The following is a 15,689-nucleotide window of genomic DNA, read 5'->3' as shown; positions in this document are numbered from 1 at the left end:
GCGAGCCAGCTCGCAAGTCTCGCACCCCTCCCGTAAACGGGAGGGGCGAGGTCTTTTACCCCCGAAGCTTTCCGGCCATGCCGAGAATATCGTCGAGCGGATTGCCGTCGCCATTCTGGTCGACGAGCTTGCCGAGGCCGCCCAGCACGCCGCCGAGACCGCCGCTCGCCCCCGCGGCTCCGCCACCGCCGAGCATTCCGCCGATCAGGTCGCCGAGGCCGCCGGCGCTTCCGCCGCCCTGACCTTCGCCGCCCTGCTTCGCCATATAGCCCGCAACCATCATCGCGAGGATCGGCAGCATCTTCCTGAGCAGCCCCGAATCGAGGCCGGTCTGGCCGGCGGCATGGTCGGCGACCGTCCGGCTGACATCCTTCGACCCGAAGATCTGACCGAGCACGTCATTGCCCGCCTCGACCGGCGTTGGCTGCGATCCGAGCACCGCGTCGAGCAGGCCGCCGCCGCCGAGCTGACCGATCAGCCCGCCGAGTCCCTCGGCCCCCGCGCCCGTCGTCGCCTGCTTCTGGAAGCCGCCGAGGATCGCGGGCAGCAGTGCCTCTGCCCCCTGCTTCGCCAGCGCAGGCGGAATACCGAGCTCGCTCGCCATCGATTCGATGCCGCCGGCCTGCGCCAGAATGTCGGTCAGATTCATATGCAATTCTCCCACTTCGGCGCGGGGTCGATACGCGCCGATGGGCGTTATCATAGGCCTCTGGCGCGCGAAGGACGAGCCGTTCATTTCACTGTCATTTTCAAGTGCCTAGGTCCATCCTGCGGTCCTGCGACTCGCCCCTCCGGGCAGGGGCCGCGCATCTTAGTGGGAGCAAAAACATGAGCATTTTCGGCAAGATCAAGGACGCGATCTTCGGCAAGGCGCAAGCCGCCGAGCCCGCCGCCGCGGCACCCAACCCCATCGGATCTGCGATCGACGCCGCGACCAGCGCGATGGCGACTGCAGCGGCGGCCGCGCCGACCGCGATCAGCGATGTCGATGTCGAGGCGATCCTGTCGGCCGAGGCCGCAGGCAAAGACCTCAACTGGCGGACGTCGATCGTCGACCTGATGAAGCTGCTCGGCATCGATTCGAGCCTCGACAACCGCAAGGAGCTGGCCACCGAGCTCGGCTACACCGGCGCGCTCGACGGCAGCGCCGAGATGAACATCTGGCTGCACAAGGCCGTGATGCGCGAACTCGCGGCGAATGGCGGCAAGGTCCCGGCAGACCTCACCGACTGACGGACAGCCGATAATTTTCGACGGGGGTCGGGAGAGCGCAGGCTTTCCCGACCCCTTTTCGTTGACCGGCGCGCGGCGGTGCCTAGACAGGTTTCAACAGAAACAAGGCACCGGGGAGCTTTTGCCGTGAACCATATCTCGACTCCGATCAGCCGTCGCCAGACGCTCACCGCGCTGGGCGCCGGCGCCGCGGGCCTTGCCATCGCGGGTCCGGCTTCGGCGCTGCAGGCGCCCGCAAAGACCGACGCGCAAAAGCTGCTCGATTCGGTCGCGGACAATCTTCTCGCGCTGTCGCCCGAGGGCGCGACCGCGCTCGGTATCGACACCGGCGCGCGCGCGGCCGAGCGCGGCAAGCTCGGTGATCGGTCGGCCGCGGGAATGAAGGCAGTTGCCGATACGCTGAAGGCCGATCTGGCGCGCGTCCGCGCGTTCAATGCCGACGGACTCGACCATGCCACGCGTACCAGCCTGGCGGTCGTCGACAGCGCCTACAGCGTCGCACTCGACGGTTTCGCCCAGCCCTATGGCGACGTCGCGGTCGGCGGCTGGCGCAACACGCCTTACGTGGTGATCCAGAATGTCGGCGCCTATCTCGACGTCCCGAAGTTCCTCGACAGCGACCATCCGGTGAAGAATGCCGCGGATGCCGAAGCCTATCTGTCGCGCCTCAATGCCTTTCCCGGCGTTCTCGACGGCGAGACCGACCGGCTGAAAGCTGCCGGAGGTCAGGGCCTGATCGCTCCCGCCTTCCTGATCGACAAGGCCGTCAAACAGCTCGAAGCGACGCTTGCCGACGCAAAGGCGGGCGGCGGGATGGTCGACAGCCTCGTCACCCGTACCGCCGCGGCGAAGATCGCGGGCGACTGGTCGGCGCGTTCGTCGAAGATCGTGCAGGGCCCGGTCGCCGCGGCGCTCGAACGCCAGCTCGCCGAGCTGAAGGCGCAGCGCCCGAAAGCGACGATGGACGCCGGCATGTGGGCGCGCCCGCACGGCGACGAATTCTATGCCTGGGCGCTTCGTGCGTCGACGACGACGCGCATGACCCCCGACGAGGTCCATGCGATGGGCCGCGAACAGCTCGCCGAACTGCACGGCCGGATGGATCCGATCCTGAAGAAGCTGGGTTACACGAACGGCTCGGTCGGCGACCGGATGAACGAACTCGCGAAAGACCCGCGCTTCAAATTTCCCGACAACGACGCCGGCCGCGCCGAGATCGTCGCCTATATCCAGACCTGGCTCGGCAAGATCCGCGCGCAATTGCCGCGTGCGTTCCGCACGCTGGTGAAGGGCAATGTCGAGGTGAAGCGGCTGCCGCTCGCCGAGGAACCCGGCGCGCCCGCGGCCTATGGCGGGGCAGGGTCGATCGACGGCAGCATCCCCGGCCGTTTCTGGATCAACCTGCGCACTACCGACCTGCACAGCAAATATTCGCTGCCCGACCTCGCAATGCACGAGGCGATCCCCGGCCATGCGTGGCAGGGCGAATATGCCAACCAGATGCCGCTCATTCGCACGATGCTGGCGTTCAACGCCTATAGCGAAGGCTGGGCGCTCTATGCCGAACAGCTCGCCGACGAGCTTGGCCTGTACGACGATTTCGAGGTCGGGCGGCTCGGTTATCTCCAGTCGCTCGCCTTCCGTGCGTGCCGCCTGGTGGTCGACACCGGCATCCACGCCAAGCGCTGGACGCGCGAGCAGGGGGTCGACTTCTTCGTGAAGGAAAACGGCTCGAACCCGCTCGAGGTCGCAAGCGAGGTCGACCGCTATTGCAGCTGGGTCGGGCAGGCGTGCGGATACAAGGTCGGGCACAGCGAGATCGTCCGCCAACGCGGCCGCGCTCAGGCTGCGCTGGCGACGAAATACGACCTGCGCGATTTCGACGACGTCGTGGTCAAGGGCGGCAACGTGCCGCTCGACGTGCTCGCGAAGAATGTCGACGAATATATTGCGGTGACGAAGGGCTGATGCCGGGCGGCTTCGCCGCGGCTGCACTGATGCTGGCCGCGGCATCGACGCCGGCGGGCTGTCCCGAGACGAGCGTCGATGCATTGCACATGCAGATCGAGCAGGCCAGGATTTCGGTGGCGGCGGGTGGCGACGGGATGGATGCCACGCCCTTTCCCCTCCTCGGAGGAACCGCGCTGGGCATCTACACGTCCGCGTTCGAAAAAGGGGATCCGAACCCCTTTTATTTGCAGGTGCACATCCCGCTGTCGGGCTCCGCCGACGACTATCGGCAAGCGTTCCTCGCTGCCCATCCTGCGGCCGGCGCATTTCGCTCCTTCTGCAACGAGAAGCTCTGCGCATGGGCGCGGTCGGACAGCCTCTCCGGCGCGCAAGCCGCCGCTTCGGTGGAGCAGAGCCATCGCTATCTCGCGATGCTCGGTACCGAGCCCAAGGAGGGCAAGGCCATCCTCATCTGCCGCTATCGCCGGCTGTAGGCCGGCGATAGCCGATTGCCTATTTCTTGCCGAACAGCGACCCCGCGATGTCGCCGAGGTCGTTGAGCGGGTTGCCGTCGCCGTCGCGGTCGAGCGCACCGAGAATGCCCGAACCGCCGTCCTGCTGGACCATCTGCGCAAAGCGGCCGAGCGAGCCTTCGCCGCCGATCTGGCCGACGATTTCCTGCAGCTTTTCGAGCGGCAGCCCGGTCGCGGCGGCGGCACCTTCGGCGGTGTCGCCCTGCATCGGATGATGCTTGGCGAGCGCGGCGATCGCCGATTCGACATGTTCGGGCGACAGCCCGACCTTGGCGGCGAGGTTGGTCACCGTGCTGTTGTCCGAAATCTGGCCGAGAATATTGTCCAGGATGCTCATGTCATACGCTCCTTCGGGAAGAACCGGCGCCATGCTATCACGCCGCGGGCAGCGGCGCGAGGTCGGGTTCGACGAACCCGCGCCGCGCGGCGACCGAGAAGAGCAGCTCGCGGCTGTAGAAGCGCAGCGGCCAGTCGCGGCGACCGACGTCCGAGAGCAGCATCGCGTTGACGCGCGCCGCCAGCGCCTCCTCAGCCGTTTCCGACAGAAACAGCCGCACGCCCGCGACATAGGCGCGGGTGATGCTGTCATGATAGCCCTGCGTGTCGTCGTTCACCCCGCCGACGCTCTCGTTATAGCGGCTGATGATGGTCGCAATCTCGGCATCGACGTCGATGTCGGGCCGCTCGCTGACGAGCCACAGGCACGCGCCGAGATGCGCCTCGTGCGTCCACGCCTCGCGCGGCAGGGTACGCGCGAGCAGGCCCTCGCCGATCGCGCGGATGTCTTCATCGCCTGCAAACAGGCGGGGGATGTAGTCGGTAGTCATCTGTCCGGTCCTTCCGGGTGAATGAGCACCCGGAAGTTTCCGGGTCAATCAGGCTGCGACGGCGGCCTGCGGGGCTGCCTGGCGGACGCCTTCGTCGACATGCTCCGCAAATTGCGCGAAATTGTCGATGAATTGCGCGACGAGCGTTTGCGCCGTGCGGTCATAGGCTTGCTTGTCGGCCCACGCCTCGCGCGGGTCGAGCAGCGCCGTGTCGACGCCGGGCACCGCTACGGGAACCATGAAACCGAAATTCGGATCCTTGCGGAATTCGGCATCGTTCAGGCTGCCGTCGAGCGCCGCATTCAGCAAGGCTCGCGTGGCCTTGATCGGCATGCGCTTGATCCCGTCCATCGTCGCCATGCCGCCGGTCCAGCCGGTGTTGACGAGCCAGCACTGGACGCCGCCCTTCGCAATGCGTTCCTTGAGCAGGTTGCCATAGACCGACGGGTGGCGCGGCATGAAGGGCGCGCCGAAGCAGGTCGAGAAGGTCGCCTCGGGCTCGGTCACGCCGATTTCGGTCCCCGCGACGCGCGCGGTGTAGCCCGACAGGAAGTGGTACATCGCCTGATCGGGGGTCAGCTTCGCGATCGGGGGCAGCACGCCATAGGCATCGGCGGTCAGCATGATCACCGTCTGCGGCACCGGACCCATATTCTTTTCCGACGTGTTCGGAATGAAATCGATCGGATACGAACCGCGGCTGTTTTCGGCGAGCGTCGCGTCGTCGAAGTCGAGTTCGCGCGTTTCGGGGTCCATCACGACATTTTCGAGCACCGTGCCGAAGCGCTTGGTCGTCGCGAAAATCTCGGGCTCGGCCTCGGGCGAGAGGCGGATCATCTTGGCGTAGCAGCCGCCCTCGAAATTGAAGACTGCGGTGTCCGACCAGCCATGCTCGTCGTCGCCGATCAGCGTGCGCGAGGCGTCGGCCGACAGCGTCGTCTTGCCGGTGCCGCTGAGGCCGAAGAAGACCGCCGTGTCGCCGTTCGCGCCAATGTTGGCCGAGCAGTGCATCGGCATCACGCCCTTCACGGGGAGCAGATAGTTGAGGATGCCGAACACCGACTTCTTCATCTCGCCGGCATACTGCGTGCCGCCGATCAGGATCAGCTTTTCGGTGAAGTTCACCGCGATCACCGTTTCGGTGCGCGAGCCATGCTTTGCCGGATCGGCCCGGAAGCTCGGCAGGTCGATGATCGTATATTCGGACGCAAACGCCGCGAGCTCCGCCGCTGTCGGGCGGCAGAGAAGCGTGCGGATGAACTGGCTGTGCCACGCGAATTCGGTGACGACCTGCACGCCCACGCGGTGCTCGGGCTGCGAACCGCCGAACAGCTGCTGGCGATAGAGGCGCGGGCGGTCGGCGAGATGCGCGAAGAAATCGGCCTTCAATGCGGCAAAATGGTCGGGGGTCATCGGGACGTTCGTTTTGCCCCACCAGATGGTGTCGCGCGTCTCGTCATCCTGGACGATGAACTTGTCCTTGGCGCTGCGGCCGGTGTGCTTGCCGGTCGCGACGACGAGCGGGCCGTCCTTGGCGAGCAGGCCCTCGCCGTTACGGATCGCATCTTCGATGAGGGCCGAGGTGCCGAGGTTTTCGGCCACCTCCGCCTTCGTCTCGACCGTGTCGGTGCCGATCGCGAGCTTCGTCATTCTCTTCGCCTTTCCTCTGTCCCGGCCGCACCTTTGCATAGGTATGCAGGGCATGCCATGCGAAAGCGCTGGGCCCGCATGAACATGGGGTGCCGACGGGACGTCGATTCCGAAATCCCGGCCGCGTTAGCGTCGATGCGGTCCGAGGTCAAAAGATTAAAGGGTGAATTGCGGGCGGAGCGTGTGCGGTTGTCGCTCGGCGGCAGATCGGCTAGTCCCTGCCGGTTCCGCCCCAATGGAAAGAGCATGACGGCAACCATCGCGCTGGTCGACGACGACCGCAACATATTGCAATCCTTGTCGATTGCGCTGCAGGCTGAGGGATTCGTCACGCGCGTCTATTCGGACGGCGAGGCAGCGCTGAAGCCGCTGATCGACAATCCGCCCGATCTTGCGGTGTTCGACGTGAAGATGCCGCGCATGGACGGGCTCGAACTGCTGCGCCGGCTGCGCGAGAAGAGCCAGCTGCCCGTCATCTTCCTGACCAGCAAGGACGACGAGATCGACGAGGCGCTGGGCCTTGCGATGGGCGCCGACGACTATATCGCCAAGCCCTTCTCGCAGCGGCTCGTCATCGCGCGCATCCGGGCGATCCTCCGCCGCGTCGAACTCAATCGCGCTCCGCCCAGCGAGGACGACGAGCCCGTCGCCGAGCCTATCACTCGTGGAAGGCTGCAGATGGACCCGGCGCGTCACAAGGTGAGCTGGGACGGCAAGGACGTCACACTGACGGTCACCGAATTCCTGATCCTCGAAACGCTGGCGAGCCGCCCGGGCATCGTGCGCAGCCGCAACCAGCTGATGGATGCCGCCTATCAGGACGATGTCTATATCGACGACCGCACGATCGACAGCCACATCAAGCGCCTGCGCCGCAAGTTCCGCGAGGTCGATCCCGAGTTCGACGCGATCGCCACGCTATACGGGGCGGGTTACCGCTTTTCCGATGACAGCTGACGCCGCCAGGCCCGAAGGGAGCGCCGCCGAACAGGAGGAGTCGCCGCTCGTCTGGTCGGCGCGCTGGTCGCTGACGACGCGCATCCTGGCGGTGAACATCCTCGCGATCGTGCTGTTCGGTTTTGGTTTCTTCTATCTCGACACCTATCGCACGCGGCTCGTCGACACGCGCATGGACGTGATGGCGGCGCAGCTCGGACAGCTCGACGAAGCGCTCGAAGCGGCGCGACCCGACCAGCGACAGCATCTGGTCGACGAATTCACCCGCGCGACCGAGTCGCGGCTGCGCTTCTACACCGTCGGCGGCATCAAAATCGCCGACAGCTTCGCGACGGGCAAGCCGACCTATACGCTTCGCGATCCCGATCTCCAGCCGTGGCGTCGCGACGCCGCGCGCGCGATGGATCGCGGCATCGACTGGATCGTCGGCGCGCCGGCCTATCCCGATTTCGAGGAGCCACCCGTCGACCGTGGCACCGCATGGCCCGAGATCCGCGAAACGGTGAAAACCGGGCATGAGGCCAGCCGCTTCCGCTACGCGCCCGAGCGCACCCCGTTGCTCAGCGCGACCCGGATCGTCGACCTCGACAAGCCCGAGGTCATGCTGATGACGGTCAACGCGCGCGACATCACCAAGACGGTGCGCGCCGAACGCTTCCGCCTCGCAGTCGTGGTGTTCATGGTGCTGCTCACGTCGGTGCTGCTGTCGCTGTTCCTCGCGCGCACGATCGTCCGTCCGCTGCGCCGGCTCGCGCGCGCCGCGGTGCGCGTCCGCCTCGGCCGTGCGCGCGAAGTCGTCGTCCCCCGCCTGCCGAGCCGCCGCGACGAGATCGGGACGCTCGCGCGCGCGCTTTCGGACATGACGCAGGCGCTGCGCGAGCGCATCGACGCGGGCGAGCACTTCGCCGCCGATGTGACGCACGAACTCAAGAATCCGATTGCCTCGGTGCGCTCGGCGATCGAGGGGCTCGGCCGCGTCACGAGCGACGAACAGCGCGCACAGCTGCTCGCAATCGCCGACGAGGACGTCCGCCGGCTCGACCGGCTGGTCACCGACATCAGCGATGCGAGCCGGATCGACGCCCAATTGTCGCGCACGCTGTTCGAACCGATCGACCTTGGCCTGATGATCGAATCGATGCTGGCCGGCCGGGCCGCCCGCGCCGAACAGGCGCTGCCCACACCCCGCGTCGCCTTTGCGCGCCCGCGCAAGGGCACGACGGTGGTCATGGCCGACGGCCACCGCCTCGAACGCGCGATCGACAATGTCATCGACAATGCGGTCAGCTTCTCACCGCCCGAGGGTCTCGTCTGTATCGCCGCAACACGCCTCGGCGACGAGGTTCATATCCGCGTCGACGACGACGGACCGGGGATCGAGCCGTCGCAGCGCGAAGCTATTTTCCGGCGTTTTCATAGCGAAAGACCGAGCGGCGAATCGTTCGGGCGCCACAGCGGGCTGGGCCTTGCGATCGCGAGGACGATCATCGAGGGGCACAACGGCACCATCTCGGCACGCGACCGCGACGACGGCAAGCGCGGTGCGAGCCTGCTGATCACCCTCCCCGCGCGCGAAGGCAGCGACGAAACCGGTTAACGCGCCGCTGCCTATCGCCTTGCAGCCTCGCTTCGTCGCCGGTAAGCCCAGGGTCCGTGCTCCATTACAGCGTCGTCGAGGTTTGAAGCAAAATGGCGCAGTGCGAGGAGAGAAGGCGAAGATATATGTCGATATTTCGAGACTTCTCGACGAAGCAATGAGCCATTTTGATCAAATCCGTTCGGACGCCCAAATGGCTTCCATCTCGGGCCGAATGCCGCTTGGAAAGGCGACCCGCCTTCCCGGCGCGTCATTCGGCCCGATCTGTTCGCCATTTGGGCGCCTCGACGACGCTGTAATGGAGTACGGACCCTAGCCATGCTCCCGAGCCGGACCAAGCCCGAGATCGTCAATATCCATGCCAGCTGCGTCGCGGCGGGCAATGGAGGCGTGATCATTTTGGGCAATTCGGGCCAGGGCAAATCCGACCTCGCGCTGCGCCTCATCGACCGCGGCGCCAAGCTGGTCGCCGACGATCGCTGCGACCTCTGGTACGATCGCGAGCGGCTGTGGTGCCGCCCGCCCGAAAATCTCGCCGGCAAACTCGAAGTGCGCGGGATCGGCATCATCGACCGGCCGTGGACCGCGCCCGTTCCGCTCGCGCTGGCAGTGCGGCTGACCGACCGTTACGACCGCATGCCGACGGTGAACCAGATCGAGATGGTGGCAGGCCATCCGCTGCCCGCCCTGCTGCTCTCCGCCTTCGAGGCGTCTGCGCCGATCAAGATCATGCTGGCCCTTGAGCGGCTGGCGCCCGGCGCATGACCGATCCGGGCGAGCAACGGCTGCTGCTGGTCACCGGCCTGTCGGGCGCGGGCAAGTCGACCGTGCTCAAGGTCCTCGAGGATCTGGGCTGGGAAGTCGTCGACAATCTGCCGCTGGCGCTGCTCGAGGCGCTGATCGATGCCCCCGCACGGCGCAGCGAGGCGAACCGCCCGCTCGCGGTCGGGATCGACAGCCGCAGCCGCGGCTTTCGCCCGCCCCTGCTCGTCAAGCGGATCAAGGAACTGCGCGAAGGCGGCGAGCGCAGCATCCAGACGCTCTTCCTCGACTGTGCCGGGGCCGAGCTCGAACGCCGCTTTTCGGAAACGCGGCGGCGCCATCCGATGGCCGAGGACCGCCCGGCCGCCGACGGAATCGCCCGCGAACGCGAGATGATGGAGCCGCTCCGCCGCTGGGCCGAGCATGTCATCGACACCACCAATTACAGCAGCAACGACCTGCAGCAGGAAATCCGCCAGCGCTTCGGCGACACCGACGACGACGAGCCGGTGCTCAACGTGCTGAGTTTCGGCTTTGCGCGAGGCCTTCCGCGCCATGCCGACCTAGTGTTCGACATGCGCTATCTGCGCAATCCGCACTGGGATCCGAAGCTGAAGCCGGGCACGGGACTCGACGCCGACGTCGCCGCCTATGTAAAGGCCGATCCGGCGTATGAAGACAGCGTCGCACAGATCGAGAAGCTGATCCTGACGTTGCTGCCACGCTACCGTGCCGAGGGCAAAAGCTATGTCACCATCGCCTTCGGTTGCACCGGCGGGCGGCATCGCTCGGTCCATGTGGCCTCGCGTGTTGCCCAAACGCTACGCGAGTCCGGTTATGAGCCAACGCTGACCCACCGCAATCTTGACTCGGCACCGCAAGATGGGCTTGAGGGCAGGCCCCCGCCCGCATCTTCTGCCGGCACCGGAAAAGCATAAGGGTCCGCAACTTCATGGCCGTCGATAAAGCTCTGCCGCTGCTGGGAATGGTCCTCGTCACCCACGGCCGCCTCGCCGACGAAATGGTGCGCGCGATGGAGCATGTCGTCGGTCCGCAACGCGCGATCGGCACCGTGTGCATCGGCCCCAACGACAATATGGAAATGCGGCGCAAGGAAATCGCCGACGCGATCCGCGCGGTCGACGAAGGGCGCGGCGTCATCATGCTGACCGACCTGTTCGGCGGAACGCCCTCGAACCTTGCGATCAGCCTGCTCGAACACGGGCGCACCGAAGTGATCGCCGGCGTCAACCTGCCGATGCTGATCCGGCTGGAAAGCGCCCGCAAGACGATGGACCTGCGTGCCGCGGTGATCGCGGCCAAGGAAGCAGGCCAGAAATATATCTCCGTCGCGTCGGAGATGCTGGGAGTGGGACCATGAGCGGCGAAGTCAGCGAGACGGTCGAAATCACCAACCAGCGCGGGCTGCACGCGCGCGCAAGCGCCAAGTTCGTGACCTTCGTCAGCCGCCTGCCCGAAACGGTCTCGGTCGAGGTCGAAAAGGGCGGATCGCGCGTCAACGGCACCTCGATCATGGGGCTGATGATGCTCGGCGCCGCGAAAGGCGACAGCATCACGATCCACACCCGGGGCGACGGCGCCGACGCGGCGCTGCTGAAGCTCGTCGGGCTGGTCAAGGACAGCTTCGGCGAGGACTGATCCTATGTCCGGCCGTCGCAGCCGCATCGAAAGCTTCTCGAACCCGCTGGTCAAGCGGATGCGCCTGCTGCGCGAAAAGCGGCACCGGCGCGCCGAAGGATTGTTCCTCGCCGAGGGGCTGCGCATCGCGACCGAAGCGCGCGAGGCAGGCGTGTTGCCGCACTGGCTGTTCCTCGCCGAAGAGGGCGCGGCGCATCCGCTGGCGCAGGCGCTGGTCGAGGCGGTGCTGGCGAACGGCGGCGAGGTGATCGACACGACGCCCGCGATCCTCTCGAAACTCTCGGGCAAGGACAATGCGCAGGCCATCGTCGCCATCTACGCCGAACCGAAGACCGCGCTCGCCGATCTCGACCGCAGCGCCGCACCGATCTGGCTCGTCGCCGAGCGTCTGCGCGATCCGGGCAATCTCGGCACGATCTTGCGCACCGGCGATGCGGTCGGCGCGGGCGGACTGATCCTGCTCGACGAATCGACCGACCCCTGGGCGGTCGAGGCGGTGCGCGCGAGCATGGGCGCCATCTTCACGCAGCGGCTTGTGCAGGCGCAGTGGGACGAGTTTCTGCCTTGGCTGCGGAGCGGCCCGGGCGAACTCGTCGCGACATGGCTCGGCGACGATACGCAGGACTATCAGGCCGTGCGCTACGCCGCACCGACCTTCATCCTGATCGGCAATGAATCGCAGGGAATGCCCGAGACCTATGCCGCGGCGGCCGATGTGCGGGTAAAGATGCCGATGATGGGCAAGGCCGACAGCCTGAACGCCGCGGTCGCGGCGGCGGTCATGGCCTATGAGGTGCTGAACCAGCGGCGAAGCTGAACGCGGAGCCGCGTTTCGGTTCAGCCCGGCGCCAGCTCCATGCTATTATGGCGCTCTCCACCAAGGAGCACTCCGATGATCAAGCCCGTCCTGCCGATCGCCCTTTCGCTCCCGCTGGCCGCCTGCGTGCCGGCAGCCGAGGCGCCGCAATCCCCCACCCCGCCCGCATCCGCCTATATGGCGATCGGCACCGAGCCCGGCTGGACGCTCGAGATCACGCCCGCCCAGCTCAATTATGCGGGCGATTATGGCGAGACGCGGATCGCGGTGCCGAACCCCGGCGCGACGGCGTCGATGAACGGCGAGGTCTATGCTGCCGGGCGGCTGTCGGTCGTGATCAAGCATGCCGCGTGCAGCGACGGGATGAGCGACCGCCGCTACGCCGACACGGTGCGGGTCATCGCCGACGGCAAGCGCGTCGACGGGTGCGGCGGCGCCATCCTGCCGCCCGACACGCTTGCGGGGTCGAGCTGGACCTTCGTGTCGATCGGCGGGGTATCCGTTGCCGGCGATCGGCCGACGTCGCTGCAGTTCGACGGCACGCGGCTGAGCGGTAGCGCCGGATGCAACCGTTTTTCGGGAACCTATGTCGCCGACGGCCGGCGGCTGACCGCGGGACCGCTGATGGCGACCGAAATGGCGTGTCCCGGCCCGGCGATGACGCAGGAAGCGGCCTTCTTCAAACTGATGCAGGGACCGGTGCAGCTTGGCTTTCCGACCCATGGCACGCTGGAAATCACCGGCGCCGACGGGCAGACCGCCGTGCTGAAACGCGCGATCTAGTCGTTCGCGCCACCGGCGCCCGACAACTTGGCGAGCGGCCGCGCAGCCTGTTCGGCGACGGGGAGCGCCGGAATCTCGCGATCGCCGGTTTCGACGTCGAGCGCCTCGAAGCGCTTCGCCTGCGTTAGAACCTGCGATTCAAAGCTGCCCACGAAGGCGTTGTACGCGCCGGTCGCCTGATCGAGGTTCTTGCCGACACGCGCGATGTGCGATCCCATCACCGACATGCGCGCATACAGCTCTTTGCCGAGCGCGGCGATCTCGCGCGCCTGCCCGGCCAGCTTCTCCTGCCGCCACACCGCCGCAACGGTGCGCGCGATCGCGATCAGGTTGGTCGGCGTCGCGAGCAGCACCTTGCGCTCGAACGCATAGTCCCAGAGCTCGTGATCCTGATCGAGCGCGGCGGCAAGGAAATGCTCGCCGGGAACGAACATCACGACGAAGTCAGGGGTGTCGTCGAACTGGTTCCAGTAGGATTTGGCGCCGAGCGTGTTGACATGCGCCTTCATCGCCGCGGCGTGCGCGGCGAGATGCACCGCCTTCTCGCCCTCGTCGACCGCGCCGAACGCATCCTGATAGGCGTTGAGCGACACCTTGGCGTCGATGACGAGGCTCTGTCCGCCGGGCACCTTCACCACCACATCAGGGCGGAGGCGCCCGCCATCGCCGTCGGCGACACTGACCTCGGTCTGGAAATCGGCATGTTCGCTAAGCCCGCAGCTTTCGAGGACGTTGCGAAGCTGCTGCTCGCCCCAGCGTCCGCGCGCCTTCGGCGCGTTGCGGAGTGCGTTGACGAGCTTCGCGGCCTCGCTCGACACGCGCTCGGTGCCCTCGCGCATCGCGGCGATCTGGCCGTGGAGCAGCCCGAAAGCGTTCTGGCGCTCGGCCTCGACCTTGCCGACGGCTTCCTCATATTTCTGGAGGCGGTCGTGGACGGGCGAAAGCAGCGCCTTCAGATTCTGCCCTGCGGTCTCCTCGCTCTGCTTGAAGCGCTGGTCGGCGCGTTCGAGGAAGGCTTTTTGCGCCTCGCCCAGCATCGCCTGCCCGACCTCGCGGAACTGCGCGGTCAGCGCCCCCTGCGCTTCCTTGAGCTGCGCGATCTGCGCGTCATGCGCCGCGTCGCGCGCCTTTTGTTCGGCGAGCAGCGCCGCCAGCTGCAGGTCGGCGGCCTTGCGCGCTTCGGCCTCGGCCGCGAGGTCGGTGACCGCGGCCTTGAAACGCTCCGACAATCCGTCGCGCTCGACCTTGAGCGCCCCCGCCTGCCGCCCGGCGAGCAGCCAGCCGATCAGCCCCCCGAGAAAGAGAGCGACGAAGGCGATAGCGAGCGCGGTGACATCCATGCGCGGAACATAGATCGAACACTGCCCCGCTGGCTAGCCGCTAATTGCCGCGTCAGAGCATTTCGCTCGAGACGTCGAGTTCGCGCACGCGGCGCTTCTGCCGCGCCGCGTCGACCAGTCGGCGCAGCTCCTCGCGCCGTTCGGCCGCGCGGTCGATATGCGGCATCACGAGTGCGCCGTCGCGCGTCGTCTCGTCCGACGAATCGATGCTGATCGTGCCGATGCCCGCCCACTGGTTGATCAGCGTAAAGTCCATGCGGACGTCCTTGACGCGGTAGAGCTCGATCTCGTCAACGCTTTTGACGAAGATTCCCTTGCGCAGGATCAGCCGGTCCTCGGTCAGCTCATAGGTCATGTCGAGATTGCGGATCCACTGGACGAGGATGATCAGGAAGCCGACCCCGACGAGGCAGAGCAACAGCGTCAGCCAGCCGACGAGCGTGCCGCGCAGCCAGCCCCAGGTCGAGGAACGGAAGCGGTCGAGAACTTCGGGCATGGGCCTCTCCTTCAGACAATCAGATAGGCGACGACGTAGCGCGCGATGAGCAGCGACAGGATGACGATACTCCAGCGCCGGTCCTTCACCCACATCGCCGCAACGATCAGCCCCGTGAGGATGGCGGTCATCGCGAGCGGCAGCGGATGGAGCAACAGCGGCGCCAGCTTCGGATCGCCGGCGAAATAGACGAGCTGCGCCGCGAGCAACGCCAGCAGCAGCGCGAAGACGATCCGCCGGACGCGGAAATAATGCGTGTCGAGGTTCGCGAACCCTTCGGGGTGCGACGGAAAGACGAGCCGTGCCGCGAGGAAATAGACACTCGCGAACAGCGCGACCGCCATCAGCACCGCCGACGACACTGCGACATCCTCCCTCACGCGCCACGCCGTGCCCCAGAAGGAGAGGAGATCGAGCATCACGAACACCGCGAGCAACGGCGTCAGCCAGCCGATCGCGAACTTCCCGTGGCTTTCCTCCGCCGCGAACCGCGCTTCGAGCGCGCGCCCGAGCCCGCCGAGCAGCTCGACCATCGAAAGGCCGAGGAGCAGGCTGTAGAGCGCAAAGACGAATTCGAAATCGCTCATGCCGCGGCTTTCCAAGCATCGGGCAGGATCGCGCGATAGGATTCGACGTCGGGCGCGCCGCCGATGCTCACGCCCTGCGTCAGCAACCAGTAGTGGCGCACAATCTCGGCCTGCTGCTCGAGCCCGTAGCGGTGCAGCGGCCAGCCGGGCTTGAGGCTGTAGTCATAGGTCGCGAACGGGTGGCGCATCAGCACGAGATACCAGCGCCCGCGCTGCTGCGCCTGCCAGACGTGCGTCAGTTCGTGGAGGAACAGGCCCTTTGCCTTCAGCTCTTCCTCGCGCCCGCCGGCGGGGCAGGAGAAGTCATCGCAATAGGCGGCGCCCTTCGGATGAAAATGCAGGTCGCCCATCGGCGCCATCACGATCCGGCGCGGCTGGAAGAAAATCCATTTATAGTGGCGTACCCGCACACGCGCATAATCGATCGCATCGCCGAACACGCTGCGGGCAAGAGCGATTTCGCCGCTGGTCAGGGGGCGCGACGGGCGCGGCACACGC

General features: G+C 66.5%; 19 protein-coding genes. 11 read left to right on the top strand and 8 right to left on the bottom strand.

The genetic code is table 11. The features are described 5' to 3' along the window. Window positions 1-55: 55 nt before the first annotated feature. The gene (locus tag L7H23_RS13050) at window positions 56-649 is read right to left on the bottom strand and encodes a DUF937 domain-containing protein (RefSeq protein ID WP_237836300.1); all 594 of its coding nucleotides are present in this window, start codon (window positions 647-649) and stop codon (window positions 56-58) included. A 179-nt stretch (window positions 650-828) separates the two neighbouring features. Between L7H23_RS13050 and L7H23_RS13045 the strand changes: the two genes are divergently transcribed. The 3 genes from L7H23_RS13045 to L7H23_RS13035 all read left to right on the top strand — a co-directional run bounded on the left by L7H23_RS13045 (window position 829) and on the right by L7H23_RS13035 (window position 3,677). Continuing rightward, window positions 829-1,233 carry a DUF3597 domain-containing protein gene (locus L7H23_RS13045; RefSeq protein WP_237836299.1) on the top strand — a complete coding sequence of 135 codons (405 nt, stop codon included), beginning with the start codon at window positions 829-831 and terminating at the stop codon, window positions 1,231-1,233. 126 nt (window positions 1,234-1,359) lie between these two features. Continuing rightward, window positions 1,360-3,201, top strand: coding sequence for a DUF885 domain-containing protein (locus L7H23_RS13040; protein ID WP_237836298.1), 1,842 nt, complete (start codon window positions 1,360-1,362; stop codon window positions 3,199-3,201). Further along, the gene (locus tag L7H23_RS13035) at window positions 3,201-3,677 is read left to right on the top strand and encodes a hypothetical protein (protein WP_237836297.1); all 477 of its coding nucleotides are present in this window, start codon (window positions 3,201-3,203) and stop codon (window positions 3,675-3,677) included. Before L7H23_RS13040 ends, L7H23_RS13035 begins: the two co-directional genes overlap by 1 nt. Before the next feature lie 19 nt (window positions 3,678-3,696). On the opposite strand, the gene L7H23_RS13030 is transcribed toward L7H23_RS13035, so the two are convergent. The 3 genes from L7H23_RS13030 to L7H23_RS13020 are packed head-to-tail and all read right to left on the bottom strand — an operon-like array spanning window position 3,697 to window position 6,193. Further along, complete coding sequence (locus L7H23_RS13030) at window positions 3,697-4,053, bottom strand: hypothetical protein (protein ID WP_237836296.1); 357 nt, start codon at window positions 4,051-4,053, stop codon at window positions 3,697-3,699. Window positions 4,054-4,090: 37 nt separating this feature from the next. Further along, window positions 4,091-4,543, bottom strand: a complete 453-nt coding sequence (locus L7H23_RS13025) for a hypothetical protein (protein ID WP_237836295.1) — start codon at window positions 4,541-4,543, stop codon at window positions 4,091-4,093. Between the two features lie 48 nt (window positions 4,544-4,591). Further along, window positions 4,592-6,193, bottom strand: coding sequence for a phosphoenolpyruvate carboxykinase (locus tag L7H23_RS13020; RefSeq protein WP_237836294.1), 1,602 nt, complete (start codon window positions 6,191-6,193; stop codon window positions 4,592-4,594). A gap of 246 nt (window positions 6,194-6,439) precedes the next feature. On the opposite strand from L7H23_RS13020, the gene L7H23_RS13015 reads away from it, so the two are divergent. The 8 genes from L7H23_RS13015 to L7H23_RS12980 all read left to right on the top strand — a co-directional run bounded on the left by L7H23_RS13015 (window position 6,440) and on the right by L7H23_RS12980 (window position 12,768). Further along, a complete protein-coding gene (locus L7H23_RS13015; protein WP_237836293.1) occupies window positions 6,440-7,150 on the top strand; it encodes a response regulator transcription factor in 711 nt (236 codons plus the stop codon). Then, on the top strand, window positions 7,140-8,747 hold the full coding sequence (locus L7H23_RS13010; protein ID WP_237836292.1) for an ATP-binding protein: 1,608 nt from the start codon (window positions 7,140-7,142) through the stop codon (window positions 8,745-8,747). Before L7H23_RS13015 ends, L7H23_RS13010 begins: the two co-directional genes overlap by 11 nt. Before the next feature lie 318 nt (window positions 8,748-9,065). Next, window positions 9,066-9,512, top strand: coding sequence for a serine kinase (locus tag L7H23_RS13005; protein ID WP_237836291.1), 447 nt, complete (start codon window positions 9,066-9,068; stop codon window positions 9,510-9,512). Further along, complete coding sequence (rapZ, locus tag L7H23_RS13000) at window positions 9,509-10,447, top strand: RNase adapter RapZ (protein WP_237836290.1); 939 nt, start codon at window positions 9,509-9,511, stop codon at window positions 10,445-10,447. Before L7H23_RS13005 ends, rapZ begins: the two co-directional genes overlap by 4 nt. Window positions 10,448-10,485: 38 nt before the next feature. Beyond that, entirely contained in the window at window positions 10,486-10,890 is a 405-nt protein-coding gene (locus L7H23_RS12995; RefSeq protein ID WP_237839251.1) for a PTS sugar transporter subunit IIA, read from the top strand. Continuing rightward, complete coding sequence (locus L7H23_RS12990; protein ID WP_237836289.1) at window positions 10,887-11,168, top strand: HPr family phosphocarrier protein; 282 nt, start codon at window positions 10,887-10,889, stop codon at window positions 11,166-11,168. The genes L7H23_RS12995 and L7H23_RS12990 overlap by 4 nt, the downstream gene beginning before the upstream one ends. A gap of 4 nt (window positions 11,169-11,172) precedes the next feature. After that, on the top strand, window positions 11,173-11,985 hold the full coding sequence (locus L7H23_RS12985; RefSeq protein ID WP_237836288.1) for an RNA methyltransferase: 813 nt from the start codon (window positions 11,173-11,175) through the stop codon (window positions 11,983-11,985). Between the two features lie 75 nt (window positions 11,986-12,060). Then, window positions 12,061-12,768, top strand: a complete 708-nt coding sequence (locus L7H23_RS12980) for an META domain-containing protein (protein ID WP_237836287.1) — start codon at window positions 12,061-12,063, stop codon at window positions 12,766-12,768. On the opposite strand, the gene L7H23_RS12975 is transcribed toward L7H23_RS12980, so the two are convergent. From L7H23_RS12975 to L7H23_RS12960, 4 genes are read right to left on the bottom strand one after another with little or no spacing between them, the layout of a single operon-like run. After that, window positions 12,765-14,108 (bottom strand): DNA recombination protein RmuC, encoded by a 1,344-nt coding sequence (locus L7H23_RS12975; protein ID WP_237836286.1) that lies wholly within the window; start codon window positions 14,106-14,108, stop codon window positions 12,765-12,767. The genes L7H23_RS12980 and L7H23_RS12975 overlap by 4 nt on opposite strands. 52 nt (window positions 14,109-14,160) lie before the next feature. Next, the gene (locus L7H23_RS12970; RefSeq protein ID WP_237836285.1) at window positions 14,161-14,604 is read right to left on the bottom strand and encodes a PH domain-containing protein; all 444 of its coding nucleotides are present in this window, start codon (window positions 14,602-14,604) and stop codon (window positions 14,161-14,163) included. An 11-nt stretch (window positions 14,605-14,615) separates the two neighbouring features. Then, on the bottom strand, window positions 14,616-15,191 hold the full coding sequence (locus L7H23_RS12965; protein WP_237836284.1) for a hypothetical protein: 576 nt from the start codon (window positions 15,189-15,191) through the stop codon (window positions 14,616-14,618). Continuing rightward, a complete protein-coding gene (locus L7H23_RS12960) occupies window positions 15,188-15,685 on the bottom strand; it encodes a vgr related protein (RefSeq protein ID WP_237836283.1) in 498 nt (165 codons plus the stop codon). The genes L7H23_RS12965 and L7H23_RS12960 overlap by 4 nt, the downstream gene beginning before the upstream one ends. Between the last annotated feature and the right edge of the window lie 4 nt (window positions 15,686-15,689).

The sequence above is a fragment of the Sphingopyxis sp. BSN-002 genome (assembly GCF_022024275.1).
Taxonomy (GTDB): domain Bacteria; phylum Pseudomonadota; class Alphaproteobacteria; order Sphingomonadales; family Sphingomonadaceae; genus Sphingopyxis.
This window is presented reverse-complemented; position numbering and strand designations above follow the sequence as displayed.